This is a genomic window from Caballeronia sordidicola (genome assembly GCF_002220365.1).
GTDB lineage: Bacteria > Pseudomonadota > Gammaproteobacteria > Burkholderiales > Burkholderiaceae > Caballeronia > Caballeronia sordidicola_C.
Window position 1 is genome coordinate 33,261 of record NZ_MTHB01000100.1, and the last position, 18,471, is coordinate 51,731.

The 18,471-nt window shown below is 58.6% G+C and carries 17 protein-coding genes and 1 rRNA gene; 9 read left to right on the forward strand and 9 right to left on the reverse strand.

Features of this window, described 5'->3' with window-relative positions; genetic code table 11:
• The first annotated feature begins 94 nt into the window (after positions 1-94).
• Positions 95-880: a DODA-type extradiol aromatic ring-opening family dioxygenase gene (locus BSU04_RS15370; protein ID WP_089161413.1), complete on the forward strand. Its 786-nt coding sequence runs from the start codon at positions 95-97 to the stop codon at positions 878-880.
• Positions 881-985: 105 nt separating this feature from the next.
• Here BSU04_RS15370 and BSU04_RS15375 read toward each other — a convergent pair whose 3' ends face one another.
• Positions 986-2,578, reverse strand: a complete 1,593-nt coding sequence (locus BSU04_RS15375) for an APC family permease (protein ID WP_089161414.1) — start codon at positions 2,576-2,578, stop codon at positions 986-988.
• A 422-nt stretch (positions 2,579-3,000) separates the two neighbouring features.
• On the opposite strand from BSU04_RS15375, the gene BSU04_RS15380 reads away from it, so the two are divergent.
• Entirely contained in the window at positions 3,001-3,204 is a 204-nt protein-coding gene (locus tag BSU04_RS15380; RefSeq protein WP_089161415.1) for a cold-shock protein, read from the forward strand.
• A gap of 165 nt (positions 3,205-3,369) precedes the next feature.
• Here BSU04_RS15380 and BSU04_RS15385 read toward each other — a convergent pair whose 3' ends face one another.
• Both BSU04_RS15385 and BSU04_RS45435 read right to left on the reverse strand, forming a co-directional pair.
• Complete coding sequence (locus BSU04_RS15385; RefSeq protein WP_089161416.1) at positions 3,370-4,620, reverse strand: Hsp70 family protein; 1,251 nt, start codon at positions 4,618-4,620, stop codon at positions 3,370-3,372.
• The gene (locus BSU04_RS45435; RefSeq protein WP_144021244.1) at positions 4,617-4,820 is read right to left on the reverse strand and encodes a hypothetical protein; all 204 of its coding nucleotides are present in this window, start codon (positions 4,818-4,820) and stop codon (positions 4,617-4,619) included. Before BSU04_RS45435 ends, BSU04_RS15385 begins: the two co-directional genes overlap by 4 nt.
• Here BSU04_RS45435 and BSU04_RS15390 point away from each other — a divergent pair.
• Positions 4,819-6,300 (forward strand): MFS transporter, encoded by a 1,482-nt coding sequence (locus tag BSU04_RS15390; protein WP_089161417.1) that lies wholly within the window; start codon positions 4,819-4,821, stop codon positions 6,298-6,300. The genes BSU04_RS45435 and BSU04_RS15390 overlap by 2 nt on opposite strands.
• A 195-nt stretch (positions 6,301-6,495) precedes the next feature.
• Here BSU04_RS15390 and BSU04_RS15395 read toward each other — a convergent pair whose 3' ends face one another.
• Both BSU04_RS15395 and BSU04_RS15400 read right to left on the reverse strand, forming a co-directional pair.
• On the reverse strand, positions 6,496-7,092 hold the full coding sequence (locus BSU04_RS15395) for a nitroreductase family protein (RefSeq protein WP_089161418.1): 597 nt from the start codon (positions 7,090-7,092) through the stop codon (positions 6,496-6,498).
• A gap of 137 nt (positions 7,093-7,229) precedes the next feature.
• Positions 7,230-8,513, reverse strand: coding sequence for an MFS transporter (locus BSU04_RS15400; protein ID WP_089161419.1), 1,284 nt, complete (start codon positions 8,511-8,513; stop codon positions 7,230-7,232).
• 130 nt (positions 8,514-8,643) lie between these two features.
• Between BSU04_RS15400 and BSU04_RS15405 the strand changes: the two genes are divergently transcribed.
• Both BSU04_RS15405 and BSU04_RS15410 read left to right on the forward strand, forming a co-directional pair.
• Positions 8,644-9,294 (forward strand): TetR/AcrR family transcriptional regulator, encoded by a 651-nt coding sequence (locus tag BSU04_RS15405; RefSeq protein ID WP_089161420.1) that lies wholly within the window; start codon positions 8,644-8,646, stop codon positions 9,292-9,294.
• Positions 9,291-9,845 (forward strand): DUF1415 domain-containing protein, encoded by a 555-nt coding sequence (locus tag BSU04_RS15410; RefSeq protein ID WP_089161421.1) that lies wholly within the window; start codon positions 9,291-9,293, stop codon positions 9,843-9,845. Before BSU04_RS15405 ends, BSU04_RS15410 begins: the two co-directional genes overlap by 4 nt.
• A gap of 2 nt (positions 9,846-9,847) precedes the next feature.
• On the opposite strand, the gene BSU04_RS15415 is transcribed toward BSU04_RS15410, so the two are convergent.
• Positions 9,848-10,744 carry a class I SAM-dependent methyltransferase gene (locus BSU04_RS15415; RefSeq protein ID WP_256982799.1) on the reverse strand — a complete coding sequence of 299 codons (897 nt, stop codon included), beginning with the start codon at positions 10,742-10,744 and terminating at the stop codon, positions 9,848-9,850.
• 448 nt (positions 10,745-11,192) lie between these two features.
• Here BSU04_RS15415 and BSU04_RS15420 point away from each other — a divergent pair, with 448 nt between their 5' ends.
• Positions 11,193-11,513 carry a hypothetical protein gene (locus BSU04_RS15420; protein ID WP_031362147.1) on the forward strand — a complete coding sequence of 107 codons (321 nt, stop codon included), beginning with the start codon at positions 11,193-11,195 and terminating at the stop codon, positions 11,511-11,513.
• A 75-nt stretch (positions 11,514-11,588) separates the two neighbouring features.
• Here the strand turns inward: BSU04_RS15420 and BSU04_RS15425 are convergent, their stop codons facing one another.
• On the reverse strand, positions 11,589-12,296 hold the full coding sequence (locus BSU04_RS15425) for a FadR/GntR family transcriptional regulator (RefSeq protein WP_089161422.1): 708 nt from the start codon (positions 12,294-12,296) through the stop codon (positions 11,589-11,591).
• A gap of 171 nt (positions 12,297-12,467) precedes the next feature.
• On the opposite strand from BSU04_RS15425, the gene BSU04_RS15430 reads away from it, so the two are divergent.
• From BSU04_RS15430 to BSU04_RS15440, 3 genes are read left to right on the forward strand one after another with little or no spacing between them, the layout of a single operon-like run.
• Positions 12,468-13,490 (forward strand): zinc-binding alcohol dehydrogenase family protein, encoded by a 1,023-nt coding sequence (locus BSU04_RS15430; protein WP_089161423.1) that lies wholly within the window; start codon positions 12,468-12,470, stop codon positions 13,488-13,490.
• 16 nt (positions 13,491-13,506) lie between these two features.
• Entirely contained in the window at positions 13,507-14,625 is a 1,119-nt protein-coding gene (locus tag BSU04_RS15435) for a D-mannonate oxidoreductase (RefSeq protein WP_089161424.1), read from the forward strand.
• A gap of 12 nt (positions 14,626-14,637) precedes the next feature.
• The gene (locus tag BSU04_RS15440) at positions 14,638-16,179 is read left to right on the forward strand and encodes a UxaA family hydrolase (RefSeq protein ID WP_089161425.1); all 1,542 of its coding nucleotides are present in this window, start codon (positions 14,638-14,640) and stop codon (positions 16,177-16,179) included.
• 177 nt (positions 16,180-16,356) lie between these two features.
• Here BSU04_RS15440 and BSU04_RS15445 read toward each other — a convergent pair whose 3' ends face one another.
• Together BSU04_RS15445 and rrf are read right to left on the reverse strand one after the other, a co-directional pair.
• Positions 16,357-17,970: an NAD(P)/FAD-dependent oxidoreductase gene (locus BSU04_RS15445; RefSeq protein ID WP_089161426.1), complete on the reverse strand. Its 1,614-nt coding sequence runs from the start codon at positions 17,968-17,970 to the stop codon at positions 16,357-16,359.
• 180 nt (positions 17,971-18,150) lie between these two features.
• Positions 18,151-18,263 (reverse strand): 5S ribosomal RNA (gene rrf, locus BSU04_RS15450).
• Between the last annotated feature and the right edge of the window lie 208 nt (positions 18,264-18,471).

The window sequence follows — 18,471 nt, forward strand, 5'->3', positions numbered from 1 at the left end:
CATCGGCGACACAATTCGTTGCCTCGCTGGCTGTTTATCAACCTAGCGACCGTCTTTATAGTCGTGGTAATACCTCTTCCAGAGATTCGCTGCCATGACCCGCCTTCCGACCATTTTCATTTCCCACGGCGCTCCAACGCTTCCCATCGACCCGTCGATGCCTTCCGCGGAGTTCGCCTCGTTCGCGACGCGCTTCGAGCGCCCGCGTTCGATCCTCATGCTTTCCGCGCACTGGGGCACGGCTCAGCCGGTTGCGAGCATCGCTGAGCAACCGGAGACCATTCACGATTTCTACGGCTTTCCGCGCGCCCTTTACGAGATCCAGTACCGCGCGCCGGGTGCGCCGGAGCTCGGTAAGCACGCCGCAGCGCTGCTGACCCAAGCGGGCATTCCGTCGGCCATCACTGAGCACGGTCTTGATCATGGCGCCTGGGTGCCACTGCTGCTGATGTTTCCGGACGCGGGGATCCCGGTCGCGCAATTATCGATACAACCGCATCTCGATCCGGCTCACCACTACCACGTGGGCCGCGCGCTACGAGCGCTAAGGGATGACGGCGTAATGATCGTGGGCTCGGGACAGATCACGCACAATCTGCGGACAGCGGATTTCAGCGCGCGGCCGGAAGACGCCGACCCGCGCGTGACTGAATTCACCGACTGGTTTGAGGATCGGCTGGCGAAACGTGACATCGAAGCGTTGCTGGACTACCGGAAACAGGCACCGCACGCCGTGCTGATGCATCCTACCGATGAACATTTGCTACCCATCTTTGGCGCGCTGGGGTCCGCCGACGATGATTTCGAACTGGGCATCCAGTCACTTGGTACATTTCAGAAAACGTTGGCCATGACAAATTACGTTTTTAGCGCCGCCTAAAAGCCCACAAAATGCGGCGATTTGCCACGAACAGAAATAAAAAACCCGCTTGATTGCTCAAGCGGGTTTTTTTATTTGAGACAGCTGGGTTTCAAGAACTGGCTATCACGCACCGACTTCGGCGAGGATATCGTCGTGACTTTCACGTTCCTCGAGATATTGGGACCGATACCCGGTTTGCACGCCCCAATAATAAAACGCCAGCGCCATGACGGCCACCAACGCCATATCCCAGCCGTACGGCAATAATCCGCGTCCACCGAATTCCTTGCTGCCGATGAGCGAAACAATGGCCATCGCCGGCAAATACACGATCAGCCACCATGCCGCCTTCAAGTCATCGCCCCATTCGTTGAAACCCGTCTTGAACTGATAGTAGAAATACACCGGCAACGCGACCACCATCAGCAGGATGATTTCGCCGGTCAGCGGCCATTTTGCCCAGTACAACACCTCGGACGCACACACGAATGCGAACGGCGCAATGATGGTCATGCCTTTGATCATCAACGGCCGATGCAGGTCCGTGGCCGCGCGGCGCAACGCCATCAAGCTGACCGGGCCGGTCAGGTACGAGATCACGGTCGCGACCGAAATCACCGCTGCGAGCGAACTCCAGCCGCGGAAAAAGAACATGAAGACGAAAGCGACGCCGAGGTTGAAGAACATCGCCGGACGCGGCACGCCGTAAAGCGGATGGACATAGCCCAGTATCTTCGGCAGCGTGTTGTTGCGCTCCATGGCGTAGATCATGCGCGAGGTGGTCGCCATGTAGGTCGTGCCGGTACCGCTTGGGCTGACGAACGCATCGACGTAAAGAAGAAACGCGAGCCAGTTGAGGTTAAGCGCCAACGCGAGTTCCGCGAATGGCGACGCGAAGTTGAAATTGCTCCAGCCTTTCAGCACGTCGCCAGGACTAACCGCGCCGATGTACGCCACTTGCAGCAACACATAGATCACGAGTGCCATCAGGATCGAGCCAATCACTGCGAATGGAATACTCTTCGCGGGATTGCGCGCTTCTCCGGCGAGATTCACCGGACTCTGAAAACCGTTAAAACTGAATACGATACCGCTGGTAGCAACCGCAGTCAGCACTGCGGACCAGCCATAAGGCGCGAAACTCGAACTCGTACCGAAGTTCTGGCTATGAAAGCCGGTGAGCATAAGACCGAGAATGGTCGCACCGGGAATAATGAACTTGAATACGGTAATAGCGGAATTGGCACGGGCGAATAATTTAACACCCCAGTAATTCAGCAGGAAATATACGATTACCAGTAATGCCGATAAACCGAGGCCGACCGGCGTTAGCGATCCATCGACAAAAAGCGCATGCGCCCATTGATAGGGCCAGGTACTCATATATTGAATCGATGCTTCCGCTTCAATCGGAATCACCGAAACGATCGCAATCCAGTTTGCCCAGGCACTGACGAATCCGACCAGTGCGCCATGTGAATACCGCGCATACCGAACCATCCCGCCAGACTCCGGGAACATTGCGCCCAGTTCGGCATAAGTCAGTGCAATGGCAAGTATGACGACTGCGCCAATAACCCATGCGACGATGGCCGCCGGACCCGCGATCTTGGCTGCTTTCCAGGCACCGAATAACCAGCCCGAACCGATGATGGAGCCCAGGCCGGTCAGCAGCAGCGCAACCGGCCCAATGTTCCGTTGAATAGAACTTTTCACTACGTCTCCTTCAGTCAGAAAACTTTCAAATACCTTATGCGGGATAATACGGACCCTGAGCTATATTCATCCCCGCACCAACGTGGCGCGTAGTTTAACGGGTGCGCTGGCATCACGCTCTATCTGTTACGACTGAGGTTTTGAACACGTCCGATCCAAGCATAAAATATTTACCGAAAGTTTTGTAATAAACGTTCAGAAAGCCGAGAAAACATCTCAAAAAACCCCAGTTTACAGTCGGATATTATTTGACCTTGAGTTTGATTCGCCGTATAAACCTTCTTGCACGATTTCAAGTGGCGAGTGAATTGGTCTTTCGTAGTTCGCCCATCACGGTACTCCGGTTGGTCCCATTGCCCCTTCCTTGATTTTCATGCACATCCGGGCTTCGGCCTTATTCAACATCTTTAGGAACACGTAACATGGAAACCGGTACCGTCAAGTGGTTCAATGACGCAAAGGGCTTTGGCTTCATCACGCCGGACGGTGGTGGCGAAGACCTGTTCGCACATTTTTCTGAAATCCGCGTGGAAGGCTTCAAGACACTTCAGGAAAACCAGAAGGTTAGCTTCGAAGTGAAGGCCGGCCCGAAGGGTAAGCAGGCTGCAAACATCAAACCGGCCTAAGTCTTATTGCCGTTTGAATAGCAGAGAAAACCCCCGCATTCGCGGGGTTTTTCTTTTTGCATTGCGGGCTTATCAGTTGTTAATGAGAAACTACTTTAAATGACTGCCGAGACGGCAATAGCAAGTAATACCGGTCGGCGAAAACCCGACCACCGCTCATCCCGATCAGCCGAATAGCCGGCGCGCATAGATACCGAGCCCGGTCGCCACGCTGGCCAGCCTGTCACCAAAAACTGCTTCAGCTTCCGGGAATGCATTGGAGAGCGATTGCGAGAGGAAACCCAGGCCCGTCGATCCACCGGTGAAATAGACTGCGCCCACGTCCTGGGGCGCCACGCCCGCGCGGTGCACCGTCTCCTTGGCTGCCGCCACGATTCGCCGCGTCTCTTCCAGGCCCGCGTCAATGAGTTGCTGCTCGTTGAAACCGATACGCAGCGCCTCTTCAACCTCCTCCATCCCGATAGTGGTCTCACCGCCCGCCGCCACTTCTATCTTCGCGGCCTCCGCGTGCGACGCCAGCGCGTGTCCAAGGCGGCGCTCGACCACACGCATCAGGCGATCATGGTGCTTTGCGTCGCTATAGAGATGGCGCATCAGCTGTAGCTCGTTGACACGCTTCGGCCCGTAGACCGTGTTGATCAGATGCCAGGTGGCCAGGTCGAAATAGACACGGTTCGGTACTTCGCGGCCCTCCGGCGCTATCGACTGGTAGCCGAGCTCGCGAAGGATTGTCGCGAGCTCCACGCGCCGGTCGAAGTCCGTTCCGGCCACGTGGACGCCGTAATGCGCGAGCACGTCGTCTTTTCGCGACAGCAGCTTGGCGCGCGCCGGCCCGACCCGCACCAGCGAAAAGTCGGAGGTGCCGCCGCCAATATCCGCGACCAGCACCAGCCCTTCCTTCGTCAAGCGCGCTTCGTAATCGAAAGCGGCGGCAATTGGTTCGTACTGAAAGTGGATATCCGTCAGACCAATGGCTTGCGCCGCAGCCTGAAGCTGGTTCTGGGCGAGCTGATCGGCGCGCGGATCGTCATCGACGAAAAATACCGGGCGGCCCAGCACCGCCCGCGTGATCGGCGTGCTGGAAACGGCCTGCGCCTTCTGCTTCAGATGCTGCAGGAACAGCGTGATGACATCGACGTAGCGAATCGCGGAACCGTCGCCCAGGTCCGTGCTCGTCTCCGCCAGCGGCGAGCCGAGAATGCTCTTCATGGAGCGCATCAGGCGGCCGTCGAAGCCGTCGATGTAAGACTCGAGCGCGGCACGCCCGTAGGCCTGCTCGTCCTCGTCCGTGTTGAAAAAGACAGCGGTCGGCAACGTGGTGGCGCTGCCTTCGACCGGCGCGAGCCGGATCGACGCCCCGTCGGGCAATGCGACCGCTGAATTCGACGTGCCGAAATCGATCGCGCAATAGGTCATGAGGTGAGCGACGGCAGGTTAAACGCCGCCGACGTCGCAAACAAAAAGTGGAGCGCGTTTTTAGCACGTAACGCGCAGTACATCAACAGCCAATCAAAAACATGGCCGGGGGAACGGATTTTGCTCGAAAACCCGGTAATTAATGCTCTCTGCCGGTGGTGCGTGTAGCCGGTCATCCCCACGTTACCGGCCAAACGCATGAACGACACCACGACCATCCGCGCAATCCGAGGAGAAGAGGAAGCACCGGCGAAGATCATCGAAACCGATCTGCCCGGACGGCTCGACCGGCTGCCATGGGGGCGCTTTCATACCCTGATTGTGATGGCGCTCGGAATTACGTGGCTGCTCGACGGACTTGAAGTGACCCTCGCCGGCGCGGTGGCCAGTGCGTTGAAAACCAGTCACGTGCTGAAGTTTTCGAACGCGGATGTCGGTTTCGCTGGTAGCGCCTACATTGCGGGCGCGGTGATCGGCGCGCTGGGTTTCGGCTGGCTTACAGACCGGCTAGGCCGTCGCAAGCTCTTTTTCATCACCCTGTTTTTGTATGTGGTGGCCACGGCGGCCACGGCCGTTTCATGGAATCTCGCAAGTTTTGTGCTGTTTCGCTTCCTGACCGGTGCGGGAATCGGGGGCGAATACACAGCGATCAACTCCACGATCCAGGAGTTCACCCCCGCTCGCGTGCGCGGCTGGACGGACTTGACGATCAACGGTACGTTCTGGGTCGGCGCAGGACTGGGCGCGGCGGGTTCGATCGTGCTGCTCGATCCAGGCCTGCTGCCGCCCGATTACGGCTGGCGCGCGTGTTTTCTGATCGGCGCAATCCTGGGATTGCTGATCCTTTTCATGCGCATGTGGGTCCCCGAAAGTCCGCGCTGGCTGATCACGCATAACCGCGTGGATGAGGCGAAGGAAATCGTGGAGGGCATCGAGGCGAAGTTTCGCGAACATGGCGTGGCGTTGTCCACCGATCCCATCAAACCGCTGCGCCTGCATGCCCGCGATCACACCAGACTCAGTGAAGTATTCCACTCGCTGTTTCATTCGCATCGGCGGCGCTCGCTGGTCGGATTGACGCTGATGACCGCCCAGGCGTTTTTCTATAACGCGATCTTTTTCACCTACGCGCTGGTCCTGACCGATTTCTACGGCGTGCCTGGGGATCACATCGGCTGGTATGTGCTGCCGTTTGCCGCCGGCAATTTCCTCGGGCCGATCATGCTCGGCAAACTCTTCGATGTCCTCGGCCGGCGCAAGATGATTGCCTTCACCTACGGCATGTCGGGGATTTTGCTGACTATCAGCGGATACATGTTCGAGCAGGGTTGGCTGACAAGCACCACGCAGACTATTTCCTGGATGGTGATCTTCTTCTTTGCGTCGTCGGCCGCAAGTTCGGCGTACCTCACCGTGAGCGAAACCTTTCCGCTCGAGATTCGTGCACTGGCCATCGCGATTTTCTATGCCTTTGGGACGGCGCTGGGCGGCATTGTGGGGCCGGCGCTATTCGGCCGGCTCATTGACACGCATCAGCGCGGCGCGGTGTTTGTGGGCTATCTGATCGGTTCTGCACTGATGGTGCTGGCAGCGGTTGTCGCGGGAATCTGGGGGGTATCGGCGGAACGCAAATCGCTGGAGGACGTGGCGCGGCCGTTGTCATCGGCTGAGGAGGATTGAGAGGTTCCTGCGCGTTCCTGCGCGTTTCTGTAGTCCTGTAGCCCAGTAGTCCTGCAGGCAAGAACGAAAAATCCCCGAAACATCGAGCTTCGGGGATCCAGGACTATGACTTCGTGGCAACGGCTATCGCGTTTCGCGCAGCGTCTATCTCACAGCCGCGCTTGACAGCATGCGCGTGCAGCCACTCAAAGCCGCTTATTTAAAAGCCTTGCCCCAAGCGCCATCGAATGCGATTTCTCCAATCGCCGAGCGCGAGCGCGGTGCGTTTTCGCGCTCCAGCAGGGCTGCATCGAGCAAAGCGGGATCGCCGTGATGTCCCAATGCGATCATCGCGATCACTTCTACATCCTCCGGCGGCGAGAACGCCTCGCGGAACGCGTTGGTATCGAAACCCGCCATCTGGTGGGCGGCCAGACCAAGCGCGTGAGCCTGGAGCGTCAGCGCCATACCCGCCGCGCCGGAATCGTACTGAGCCGTGCGATTCACGTCACCCTTGGGCGTCAAGGTCTTCGCCAGCACGCAAATCAGCACGGGCACATTGGCGTTCCACCCCTGGTTGAACGGCACCAGCGTAGCGAAAGCCTTCTGGAAAGAGGCCTCGTCGTGGTTACGATCAAAGGTCAGGAAACGCCACGGCTGCATGTTGTACGAAGAAGGCGCCCAGCGCGCTGCCTCCAGCACGCTATGCAATTGCTCGCGGCTCACCGCCTTGTTCGATATCGCCCGCGGGCTCCAGCGGCCGGCCAGCAGCGCATCGATTGCGATTTCAGTAGGTGCGATTTTTTCGGTCATGCGGCAGTCCCTGGTTGGTTGATCCGGACAGCGTGCGCTCACCTGCACGCTGCAAGACCATAAGAATAACCAAGCTGGCAAACCCGCGCTGCGAGATTGAATTCGCTACGCCACCGGCAAGCGCCGAGCGGCCGCTGTCAGGTCGCCAACGCCTGCATGGCACGCGGCGCCTTGTTGATCCGCAGGACCATGACCGCCGCGACAATACACAGGCTGCCCGAGATCATCGTTGCGACCGTGTAGGTGCCAAGACTCGCGCGCAACATGCCGCCGCCAAGCGCCGCGAACGCCGCGCCGAGCTGATGCGCCGCCACGACCCAGCCAAATACGATAGGCGCCGACTCCTTGCCAAACACGTCGGTAGCGAGCCGGACGGTCGGCGGCACGGTCGCCACCCAATCCAGACCGTAGAACACGGCGAAGACGGGTAGTCCATAGAAGTCGATACCAAACGCGTGCGGCAGGAACATCAGCGACAAACCGCGCAAGCCGTAGTACCAGAAAAGCAGCACGCGAGCGTTAAAGCGGTCGGAAAGCCAGCCGGAAAGCGTCGTGCCGAAGAGATCGAAAACGCCCATGGCGGCGAGGAGGCCTGCCCCCTGCACTTCGGTCATGCCGTGATCGGCGCACATTGCGATCAGATGCGTACCGATGTACCCGTTCGTGCTCGCGCCGCAGATAAAAAAGCTGCCTGACAGCAGCCAGAAATCGCGCCTCTTGCTCGCCATGCCCAGCGTGCCGAAGGCGAGCGCGATCGGATTCTTCTGCGCGACGGGAACAGGTGGCGGCGCATCAGGGGCCTCGCCGAACGGGCGTAGTACGAGATCGGCAGGACGCTCGGGCAGCAGCCATGCCACCAACGGCAACGTCACCGCCGCAGCCGCCGCGACCACCAACACCATGGGACGCCAGCCGAAGCGCTCAGTGATCGCCGCGAGCATGGGCAGGAACACAAGCTGGCCAGTGGCCGAACTGGCGGTAAGAATTCCCATCGCCAGTCCGCGATGCGACGTGAACCAACGATTCACCACCGTCGCCGCCAGGGTAATGGCGGCAACGCCGGTGGCTCCGCCTACCAGCACGCCCCACACCAGGATCATCTGCCATGGTGCAGTCATCAGCGCCGACAACCCCACGCCCGTCGCCAGTGCCCCCAGCGCGACAAGCAACGTCGGGCGCACGCCGAAACGCTGCATCGCGGCAGCGGCGAACGGCCCGGTCAGGCCGTACAGCGCCAGGTTGATCGAGATCGCGAGGGAGATGGTCGCGCGGCTCCAGCCAAATTGCTGTTCGAGCGGCAACATCATGACGCTTGGCGTCGCGCGCGTGCCGGCCGCCGCGAGCAGGACAAGAAACACAACGCCTACCGATATCCACGCGTAATGCATGCGGCCCGAAAGCCGCCTGGCTGCCCAATTCATCCTTCGCTCCGGTTTCTTCTGGATATCTTGCAACGAACGCTTCGACGAACGTTACTACTCAGTCACATTTAGGTTGCGAGCTTAGTGACTGCTGGGTAACATGTCAAGCATCCCTTCTGAGGCAAAGGACATGACCGTGGTACGCGTATCGAATGAAGATCCTGTCACCGATAAAAAAACCGTCCGCCGACACATGGACGGCGCCACCGCGCAGGAACAACTGCTGGACGCCGCGGAAAATCTTTTTTATCGCGACGGCATTCGGGCGATCAGCGTGGACGCAGTGGTCGAACGCGCGGGCGTGAACAAGATGAGCGTATACCGGCAGTTTTCGTCGAAGGACGATCTGGTGGTGGCATACCTCACGCGAATGGACACGCGCTTTCGGGATCGTGTCGAACGCAGTATCGCCAAACATCCAGGTCAACCGGCCAAGGCGCTTGTACAGAGCATGACGGACCTTGTCGAACGGGCATCGAATCCGGATTATCGCGGCTGTCCGTTCGTGAACGTGGCCTGCGAATTCGCGGATCGAGAGCATCCGGCACGGGTATCGGTCGCGCGCAACAAGGAGTATTTGATTGCCCGGTTGCTGGAGTTATCGACAGCGGCGGGCGCGGCCGATCCTCAACTTCTCGCCGATTCACTCGCGTTGCTGATAGAAGGCGTGTACGCCGCGAGCCAGACTTACGGCCCCGGCTGTGGACCGATGCGCGCAGCGCCCACGGCGGCCGCGTTGCTCGTGCAAGCGGCGCGCGGTGAAGACAGGATCGAGCTGTGAAGGACGAGATTATCGACTCAACGCGACATTGGCTTTCGCGCGCAGTCATTGGCCTGAACCTGTGCCCGTTTGCCAAAGCCGTGTATGTGAAAGACCAGATTCGCTACGCCGTCAGCGAGGCGCATACGTTCGAAGATGTGCTCACCGATATCGAAACCGAACTGAAGCATCTGGCCAATACCGATCCGGAAAAAACTGACACAACGTTGTTGATCGTCCCACATGCGCTCGCCGATTTCGCCGACTACAACGACGCCCTTCATTTCGCCGATACCCTCCTCAGGCAACTCAAGCTGGAAGGTGAACTACAGATCGCGAGCTTTCACCCGAACTATCAATTCGATGACGCGGAACCCGACGACATCGAAAATTTCTCGAACCGCGCGCCATACCCGATCTTCCATTTGCTGCGCGAGGCAAGCATTGAACGGGCAGTGGAAGCGTTCCCCGACGCCGCCGATATCTACGAGCGCAACATGGCCACGCTACGCCGTCTCGGCCACGCCGGCTGGCTCGAACACATGAAACGTGACGCCGGGCTCGACCAGTAGATTCAAGTCGTAAAAAACCGCTCGCGCATCTCTTCCAGACCGAGCGTTTCGAGCACATCGGACAGACGCTGCGCCGGCTTACCGCGTGGCAGATCCTTGAACTGCGCAATGATCAACTCGTTTTTCATCGAGTGCTCCCAGCCGACGAGTTCCGTCACGCTCACCTGATACCCGTGCGATTCCAGTTGCAGGCAGCGAAGCACATTCGTGATCTGGCTGCCGAATTCGCGCGTATGCAGCGGATGCCGCCACATCTCCGTCAACACGTTCTTCGAGAGCGAATGCCCTTTGTTCTTGCGTAGAACAGAGGCCACCTCGGCCTGACAACAGGGCACCACCACAATGGTTTTCGCTTTCTTCTGCAAAGCGAAATGAATCGCGTCATCGGTCGCGGTATTGCATGCATGCAATGCCGTGACGACATCCACCGTCGCAGGCATTCGGTCTGAGGTAATAGATTCAGCCACGGATAGATTCACAAACGACATACCTTCGAATCCCAACCGCGCGGCCAATTCCTCGGACTTTTCGACCAGCTCTGAACGTGTCTCAATGCCAAAGATATGTGACCGATCGCGCAGAGCTTTGAAGTAGAGATCGTAGAGAATGAAGCCAAGGTAAGACTTGCCCGCTCCATGATCGACCAGCGTCACCGAACCCTCTTTTGCATGAATTTCCGCAAGCAAAGGTTCGATGAACTGAAACAGGTGATAGACCTGTTTTAACTTTCGACGGCTGTCTTGATTCATCTTGCCGTCGCGCGTCAAGATGTGCAGTTCCTTCAAAAGTTCGAGGGACTGACCGGGACGAATGTCGTGCTTGGCCGAAGTTTCCGGCTTTTGATCGGACGAATCCGTTGATGCAATGGGCGCGTTCGGCGCCCGGGACTTCTTGGCCATCGTCTGGATACCGTAGTGATTCTGTAGTCGGGGTCACGCGGAATTTTTGGCGCGAAGTGTGCGCTAACCGCTGGTTGTATCGATGTAAATGAGCAAGTTTACCCAAAAGCGCAAAGACGCTCCCGCATGACGCAGCATCGGGAACTGACAGAGGTTTCGAGTCGCCTCAACGCAGCACTGAGGAACTTGGGTTTCGGATGGAACATTTCGTGCATTTAGAACGGGACAACCAACGGGATGGACGGATATTACGGCGGCACAAGGCCGCGACTTTTATAGCTGGACGCCCTGGTAGCAAGGCCAAGCGCGACGAATTGATGACCTCGGCAACCCTTGGGGCCATGGCCGGTGAAACGCACCGGCGAACGTCGACGCATGGTCTGTTACGTAACACCTAACGCACACGGCGCGTTCCCGCGGGGAACACGCGAACAAAATGAGGACGGCGATGGACCCAATCCGAGACAGTAAAGCCGAACAGCAGTTTCAGGAAATGCTTGCAAAGCTCACGTCAATGCCCGAGTGGAGCGAAAAACAGCAACTTGAACTCGAAATGGCCAGAGAAATTTCCGGCGAAATGTTGCGGCTCGCGGAAGTCATGCGCGACGGCACCACCGACATGGAAACGTGCCTGACCATGCTCAAGTACGCGAAAGTGATGGATTTCGTGCTGACGACCCTCGCCTCGCGCCGCGAGATTGCGCCGCAGACGTTGCGCGTGATCTTCAAGCTCGCCGGGCTGAAAGTGGATGAGGCTTATCCTGGTTGAACGCTGCTTGTACGTTGTGTACGTTGTTCGGAGACCAGTCCGGAGTTGACTGCGGACTGGCCTGATGGTTATTTTTCAATGCTTGCGGCGCGTCATCAACCGCTCGTATGACGCCTTCAAATGGCGCTGCATCGAAGCCTGGGCCTGAATGGCATCGCGCGCTTCGAGCGCGTCCAGTATGTCCTTGTGCTCGCTTAAAGCGGCCGCCCAGGTTTCCTCCCCCTCAAAATGCACACGCAGCTTCGATGACAGCGGACTATGCCGTTCATCGAAAAGTCCCTGTACCGTGCGCACCAACACGTCGTTTCCTGACATCTGCGCGACGGCTAAATGAAACGCGCGATCCGCCGCCAGCGGAATTTGCCCGTTCGCCACATCCCGCGCCATGCTTTCGTAGATCTCGCGCAGCGCCTTGAGCGCCTTGGGTTTGCCGAACGCCGCGACATTCGCCGCAATCGCGCCCTCGATCACCATTCGCGCCGTCATGATTTCGAGCAGACTTTCACCGAATTCCGTTCCCGGCGGCAGATTCGGGCGCGATCCGGACGCGGACGGCGCACAGATATAGACGCCCGATCCCATCCGGATCTCCACGCGCCCTTCGAGCTCCAGCGCCACCAGAGCCTCTCTCACCGACGGCCGCGACACCCCCAGCATCAGCGCCAACTCACGCTCGGAAGGAAGGCGTCCGTTTGGCGCGAAGCCTTGTTCTTCGATTCGCGCGCGCAGTTTATCGGCGATCTGAAGGTAGAGACGACGCGTCTCAATGGGTTTGACAGCCACGAAGGCTCCTTATCTGGGCAGGCGGGCCGCACCGGCGGCAAGGCTGAATTCTAAACAACGATGCCGTCAATGGTCAGGCCAAACCCCTAGCCGAGGCTAATTGGCTTGACCAATTGCGTTTTAGGAAATTAATATGCATTCTGGTAAGGCCAAAAAATCATTCCTATCCCCATGAAAACTGTCATCTGCGAACAACCCGGCTCGCTCGTCCTGATTGATCGCCCGTCGCCCGAACCCGGAATCGACGACGTTCTGATCCGCATCAAGCGTGTCGGCGTGTGCGGTACGGACCTGCATATCTACACCGGGAATCAACCGTTTTTATCGTATCCGCGGGTAATGGGGCATGAATTATCGGGGATCGTGGAATCGGCACCGGCCGGCGCACGCGTGGCAAAGGGCGATCAGGTGTACGTGATGCCCTATCTGGCGTGTGGGAAATGTATCGCGTGCCGGGCCAAGAAGCCGAATTGCTGCATGAATATTCGTGTCCTGGGTGTGCATACCGACGGCGGCCTGGTCGAGCAACTCGCCGTGCCACAGGAGTTTGTGTTCAAAGCCGATGGTGTGACGCTCGACCAGGCAGCGATGATCGAATTCCTCGCTATCGGCGCGCACGCCGTCGCGCGAGCCGACGTGCAGCCGAAGCAGCGGGCGCTGGTGGTCGGCGCCGGGCCGATCGGAATGGCGGCATTGATCTTCGCCAAGTTGCGCGGCGCGGAAGTAACGGTGCTGGATGGCCGCGAGGACCGGTTGCGATTCTGTGAGACGCTGCTGAACGCCGACCATGTCGTGCGTCTGGATACAACCGGCGCCGCAGCGGATGCAAAACAGCTTGCGGAACTCACCGGCAACGAGTTTTTCGATATCGTCTTCGATGCCACCGGCAATGTGAAAGCAATGGAGCGTGGTCTGGAGTTCGTTGCACATGGCGGAAAATACGTGCTGATATCGATTGTCAGTGACCGGATCTCGTTTGCAGATCCCGAGTTTCACAAGCGCGAGACCACCCTGCTTGCAAGCCGTAACGCCACGCCGGACGACTTCGAAACCGTGCTGAAGGCCATGCGTGCGGGACTCATTCCCACGGCGGCGCTGAATACGCATACGCTCAAGCTGAGCGATTTGCCGAGCGAATTTTCCAAACTGCTCGACCCGTCTGCAGGCGTGATCAAGGCACTGGTCGAGTGCTGACACGGCCGTATAGACGATGAGCAATCCGATTCTCCAGTTCGGGACGAGCCGCTTCCTTCAGGCGCATGTCGATTTATTCGTTGCGGAGGCTGCGCGACGTGAGCCGTCGCAGGCGCTCGGACGGATTACCGTCGTGCAGAGCACATCGAATGCGGAAAGCCGAGCGCGTATAGACGCGTTGCGCGCCGCTAGCGTGTACCCCGTGCGGATTCGCGGCCAGCAAGGCGCGGCGACCATCGACGTCACCGTGCAATGCGACGCGATCACCGAAGCCCTTAACGCCGCCGATGACTGGCCGACGCTCCGAGAGCGCATGCGGCACGACGTCAAGGTGATCGTGTCGAATACCGGCGATACCGGGTACGCACCGTTTGAAGACGACATCGTGCGAAGCATTGAGGAAAACTCTGTCCCGCGTGGCTTTCCCGCCAAGCTCGCAGTGCTGCTGCACGACCGGTTTGTCGCGGGCGCTGAACCGGTGACCTTGTTCCCTTGCGAACTGGTATCGCGTAACGGCGACACATTGCGCGATCTGATTATCGGCATTGCAAGTCAGTGGCGAGCAGACGACGCGTTCATCCGCTATTTGCAACACGATTGCATATGGGTGAACTCGCTGGTCGACCGCATTGTCTCGGAACCGATTCATCCCGTTGGTGCAATCGCCGAGCCCTACGCGTTATGGGCAATCGAGCGTCAGCCTGGCATGGTCCTGCCTTGCGAGCACGAAGACATCGTGCTGACTGACGACCTCGCCCACTACGAGCGCCTCAAACTTCTCCTGCTCAACCTCGGCCATACGATGCTCGCGGAACTCTGGCTCGCCGATCCTGCCGCCGCCGACACCAACGTCAAGGACGCCATGCGCAACGAAGCGTGGCGCACGACATTGGAATCGACATGGAGCGACGAAGTGCTGCCAATCTTCGATGCCCTCGGCGAGCACGACGCCGCGCGCGCGTATCTCGTCGATGTCCGGGACCGCTTCGAGAATCCGTTTCTGGATCATCGGCTCTCAGACATCGCGCGTAATCACGCAGAGAAAAAACAACGCCGTTTCAAACAGGCGGTCGAACTTGCGCATCAACTCGGTTTGAATATTGAACAGCGGCGGCTTGTCGCGGCGCTGTCCTGAGGAACGCTTGCTATGTCTATCGATCACACGGTCATCCGCCTTCATCCCAACGACGATGTCGTGATCGCGACGCGCCAGCTTATGTCGGGCGCACGCATTACGTCTGAAGTCGAACCGCTGGTGGTGAGCGGGCTGATTCCGCCGGGCCACAAGATCGCGACGCGTGACATCGCCAAAGGTGAACCCGTGCGACGCTACAACCAGATCATCGGTGTGGCGCTGGGCGCCATCTCGCGTGGCCAGCACGTTCATGTCCAAAACCTCGGCATGGCGGATTTCGAGCGCGAACACGAGTTCGGCGTCGATATGCGCGAAACCCATTTCGTCGATAAACCCGCTACATTCATGGGTATTCGCCGCGATGACGGCCGCGTGGCCACGCGCAATTACATCGGCATCCTGACGAGTGTGAATTGCTCGGCCACGGTGGCGCGGGCCATCGCCGATCACTTTCGCCGCGATGTTCGCCCTGAAGCGCTGGCCGATTATCCGAACGTGGATGGCGTGATCGCGTTGACGCATGGGTTGGGCTGCGGCATCGATTCACTCGGCGACGGCATCGCGATCCTGCGTCGCACCCTCGCGGGTTACGCCGTCCATCCGAACTTTCATTCTGTGCTGTTCATCGGCCTGGGCTGCGAGACGAATCAGATCTCGGGGATCCTCGGTTCGGCCGGCTTGAAAGATAACGGCGCGAAACTACAAAGTTTCACGATCCAGGACAGCGGCGGCACCCGCAAGACGATCGAACGCGGCATCGCGATGGTGAAAGAACTGCTCGCCGATGCCAACCGCGTGAAACGCGAACCCGTGCCGGCGTCGCACCTGGTGGTTGGATTGCAATGCGGGGGCTCGGACGGTTATTCGGGAATCTCGGCGAATCCGGCGCTGGGCGCGGCCGTCGACCGTCTGGTTCAGCATGGCGGCACGGCGATTCTCTCGGAGACACCCGAGGTCTACGGTGCGGAACATCTGCTTACGCGACGCGCGGTGAGCCGGGAAGTCGGCGAAAAACTACTGACACGCATCAAGTGGTGGGAGGACTATTGCGCGCGAAACGGTGCGGCGATGGACAACAATCCATCGGCGGGAAACAAGGTCGGTGGCTTGACGACAATTCTCGAGAAATCACTAGGCGCAGTGGCGAAAGGCGGCACGACAAAGCTCGTGGAGGTCTATGAATACGCTCAACCTATTGATGCGAAGGGTTTTGTGTTCATGGATTCGCCTGGCTACGACCCCGTCTCGGCAACAGGCCAGGTTGCGTCGGGTGCGAATTTGATCTGCTTCACAACCGGGCGCGGCTCGGCTTACGGATGTGCGCCCTCGCCATCGCTTAAGCTCGCCACGAACACAGCGCTATGGGAACGGCAAGAGGAAGACATCGATATCAACTGTGGTGGGGTTGTCGACGGAACGGCATCCATCGATCAGCTTGGAGAAGCCATTTTCCAGATGATGCTGGATTGCGCGTCGGGAGTCGCATCGAAGAGCGAAGCCCACGGTTACGGGCAGAACGAATTCGTGCCGTGGCAGGTGGGTGTGATTACGTGATGGGTTTTTGATTGGCGCGGGCATCTGCTGCGGCGAAATAAAATATGGCGCATAGCTCGCCCGACTATTCGGATCCACGTTCCGAAGCGGCGCGAGCGGCTCTCGCCGCCATTTTGATTAGCGACGACGCTCCATCCATGCCCAACCCACCAAGCGCTGGCGATGTGAGAAAACGCCTTAACCCGCCATCATTTTCAACGCGAGCGCCTCGGCCACCTCTATCCCGTCGATAGCGGCAGAGTAGATACCGCCAGCGTATCCCGCACCCTCGCCTGCGGGATAAAGACCATCGACATTAACGCTTTGGTAATCGTCTTTTCGGCGAACCCGTATTGGCGACGACGTACGTGTCTCGACGCCCGTCAGGACAGCGTCGTGCATAGCGAAACCGGGGATCTTTTTGTCGATCTGCGGCAAGGCTTCACGAATCGCCTCGACCACATACTCAGGCAACGCGCTCGTCAGGTCAGTCATTCGCACGCCAGGTTTATACGACGGCTCCACTGTTCCAAGCGCGGTAGACGGCCGCCTCGCAATAAAATCACCCACCAACTGCGCTGGCGCGCAGTAATCACCACCGCCGAGTTCGAACGCCCGCTCTTCCCACTGCCTTTGAAACGCGATCCCTGCAAGTGGTCCGCCCGGGAAATCGTCCGGCGTAATTCCGACGACAATTCCCGCGTTCGCATTACGCTCATTGCGCGAATATTGGCTCATCCCGTTCGTAACGACACGACCCGATTCCGAGGTCGCCGCAACCACCGTCCCTCCCGGACACATGCAAAAACTATAGACCGCCCGACCGTTGCTGCAATGATGGACGACTTTGTAATCGGCTGCGCCCAGCAGTTTATGTCCCGCGAATTTGCCGAACCGGCTCCGATCTATCAGTCCTTGCGGATGCTCAATCCGGAACCCGAGTGAAAATGGCTTCGCTTCCATGTAGACGCCGCGATCGTGCAGCATCTCGAACGTATCGCGAGCGCTATGTCCCACCGACAACACGACGTGATCGCATCGCAACCTTTCGCCGTCAGAGAGCGTGAGACTTCGCACCTTGCCGCCGTCAATCTCAATATCTTCGACACGCGACTCAAAGCGCACTTCTCCGCCAAGTTGATGAATCGTCGCGCGCATTTTCTCGACCATCCCCACCAGCCGAAACGTACCAATATGCGGCCGGCTCAGAAAGAGAATGTCTTCGGGCGCACCGGCAAGCACGAACTCCTCGAGCACCTTGCGGCCGTAGTGCTTCGGGTCCTTGATCTGGCTGTAGAGCTTGCCGTCCGAAAACGTCCCGGCCCCCCCTTCGCCAAACTGCACGTTCGACTCGGGGTTCAGCACGTTTTTCCGCCACAAGCCCCAAGTGTCCTTGGTCCGTTCGCGAACAGCCTTGCCGCGTTCCAGGATGATGGGACGAAATCCCATCTGCGCGAGAATCAATCCAGCGAACAAACCGCACGGCCCCATGCCAATTACCACAGGCCTCGGCGATGTCATCGACACCGGCGCCTTCGCGACGAACTTGTACGCCATGTCCGGCGTTACGCTGCAATGCGGTTGATCGTTCAGATAACGAAGCGCTAAGGCTTCGTCCTTCACGTCCACATCGACGATATATGTGAGCTTGATGTCCGCGCGCTTGCGTGCATCGTGCGCACGACGGAATACCGTATAGCGGATCAGCCCATCGGTGGGGACATGAATAAGCGCGAGACGTGAGCGAATTGCCGACTCGAGTTCGCTTTCCGAATGCTCAAGCGGCAGCTTGATTTCGCTTAGACGTAGCATGGGGACCTGTTTTGCAAAAGCCGTGAACACATCAGGCTAAAGCGCTATTTTAGCGTGTTGAAGGATGTGGAAGCGTTGAGATGGGAAGTGGGAGTAGGAGGAAGGGTTCAGGAACGCAAAAACCCCACCTTTGTGGGGTGGGGTTTTTGTTTAGCTGCGATGCAATGCAGCGCATGAGGAGCCTGACGATTACCTACTTTCACACGGGTATCCGCACTATCATTGGCGTGGAGTCGTTTCACGGTCCTGTTCGGGATGGGAAGGGGTGGGACCAACTCGCTATGGTCATCAGGCATAAAGGGGGTGTTGTATCGCTTGGGGGCGCTACAACCAATCTGGGGAAGAAGTAGTCGAGTTCACCGGGGTGTTTAAGCCCGAGCGCCTCGTTGTTACTGGATTGTGTTTGTTACTTGGCACAACATGATCTCAACCTAGGCGTGTGCTTAAGACCCCGCGCGTTGCGCGGGATGGGGCATCCATAAGTGCTGAAGCACGAACGGC

Bases quoted from the DNA above. Each gene is read 5' to 3' on its own strand.
- BSU04_RS15445 (WP_089161426.1), bottom strand. From the start codon at position 17,970: ATGCTACGTCTAAGCGAAATCAAGCTGCCGCTTGAGCATTCGGAAAGC.
- BSU04_RS15420 (WP_031362147.1), top strand. From the start codon at position 11,193: ATGGACCCAATCCGAGACAGTAAAGCCGAACAGCAGTTTCAGGAAATG.
- BSU04_RS15395 (WP_089161418.1), bottom strand. From the start codon at position 7,092: ATGACCGAAAAAATCGCACCTACTGAAATCGCAATCGATGCGCTGCTG.
- BSU04_RS15385 (WP_089161416.1), bottom strand. From the start codon at position 4,620: ATGACCTATTGCGCGATCGATTTCGGCACGTCGAATTCAGCGGTCGCA.
- BSU04_RS45435 (WP_144021244.1), bottom strand. From the start codon at position 4,820: ATGCGTTTGGCCGGTAACGTGGGGATGACCGGCTACACGCACCACCGG.
- BSU04_RS15440 (WP_089161425.1), top strand. From the start codon at position 14,638: ATGTCTATCGATCACACGGTCATCCGCCTTCATCCCAACGACGATGTC.
- BSU04_RS15380 (WP_089161415.1), top strand. From the start codon at position 3,001: ATGGAAACCGGTACCGTCAAGTGGTTCAATGACGCAAAGGGCTTTGGC.
- BSU04_RS15415 (WP_256982799.1), bottom strand. From the start codon at position 10,744: ATGGCCAAGAAGTCCCGGGCGCCGAACGCGCCCATTGCATCAACGGAT.
- BSU04_RS15400 (WP_089161419.1), bottom strand. From the start codon at position 8,513: ATGAATTGGGCAGCCAGGCGGCTTTCGGGCCGCATGCATTACGCGTGG.
- BSU04_RS15430 (WP_089161423.1), top strand. From the start codon at position 12,468: ATGAAAACTGTCATCTGCGAACAACCCGGCTCGCTCGTCCTGATTGAT.
- BSU04_RS15405 (WP_089161420.1), top strand. From the start codon at position 8,644: ATGACCGTGGTACGCGTATCGAATGAAGATCCTGTCACCGATAAAAAA.
- BSU04_RS15390 (WP_089161417.1), top strand. From the start codon at position 4,819: ATGAACGACACCACGACCATCCGCGCAATCCGAGGAGAAGAGGAAGCA.
- BSU04_RS15370 (WP_089161413.1), top strand. From the start codon at position 95: ATGACCCGCCTTCCGACCATTTTCATTTCCCACGGCGCTCCAACGCTT.
- BSU04_RS15435 (WP_089161424.1), top strand. From the start codon at position 13,507: ATGAGCAATCCGATTCTCCAGTTCGGGACGAGCCGCTTCCTTCAGGCG.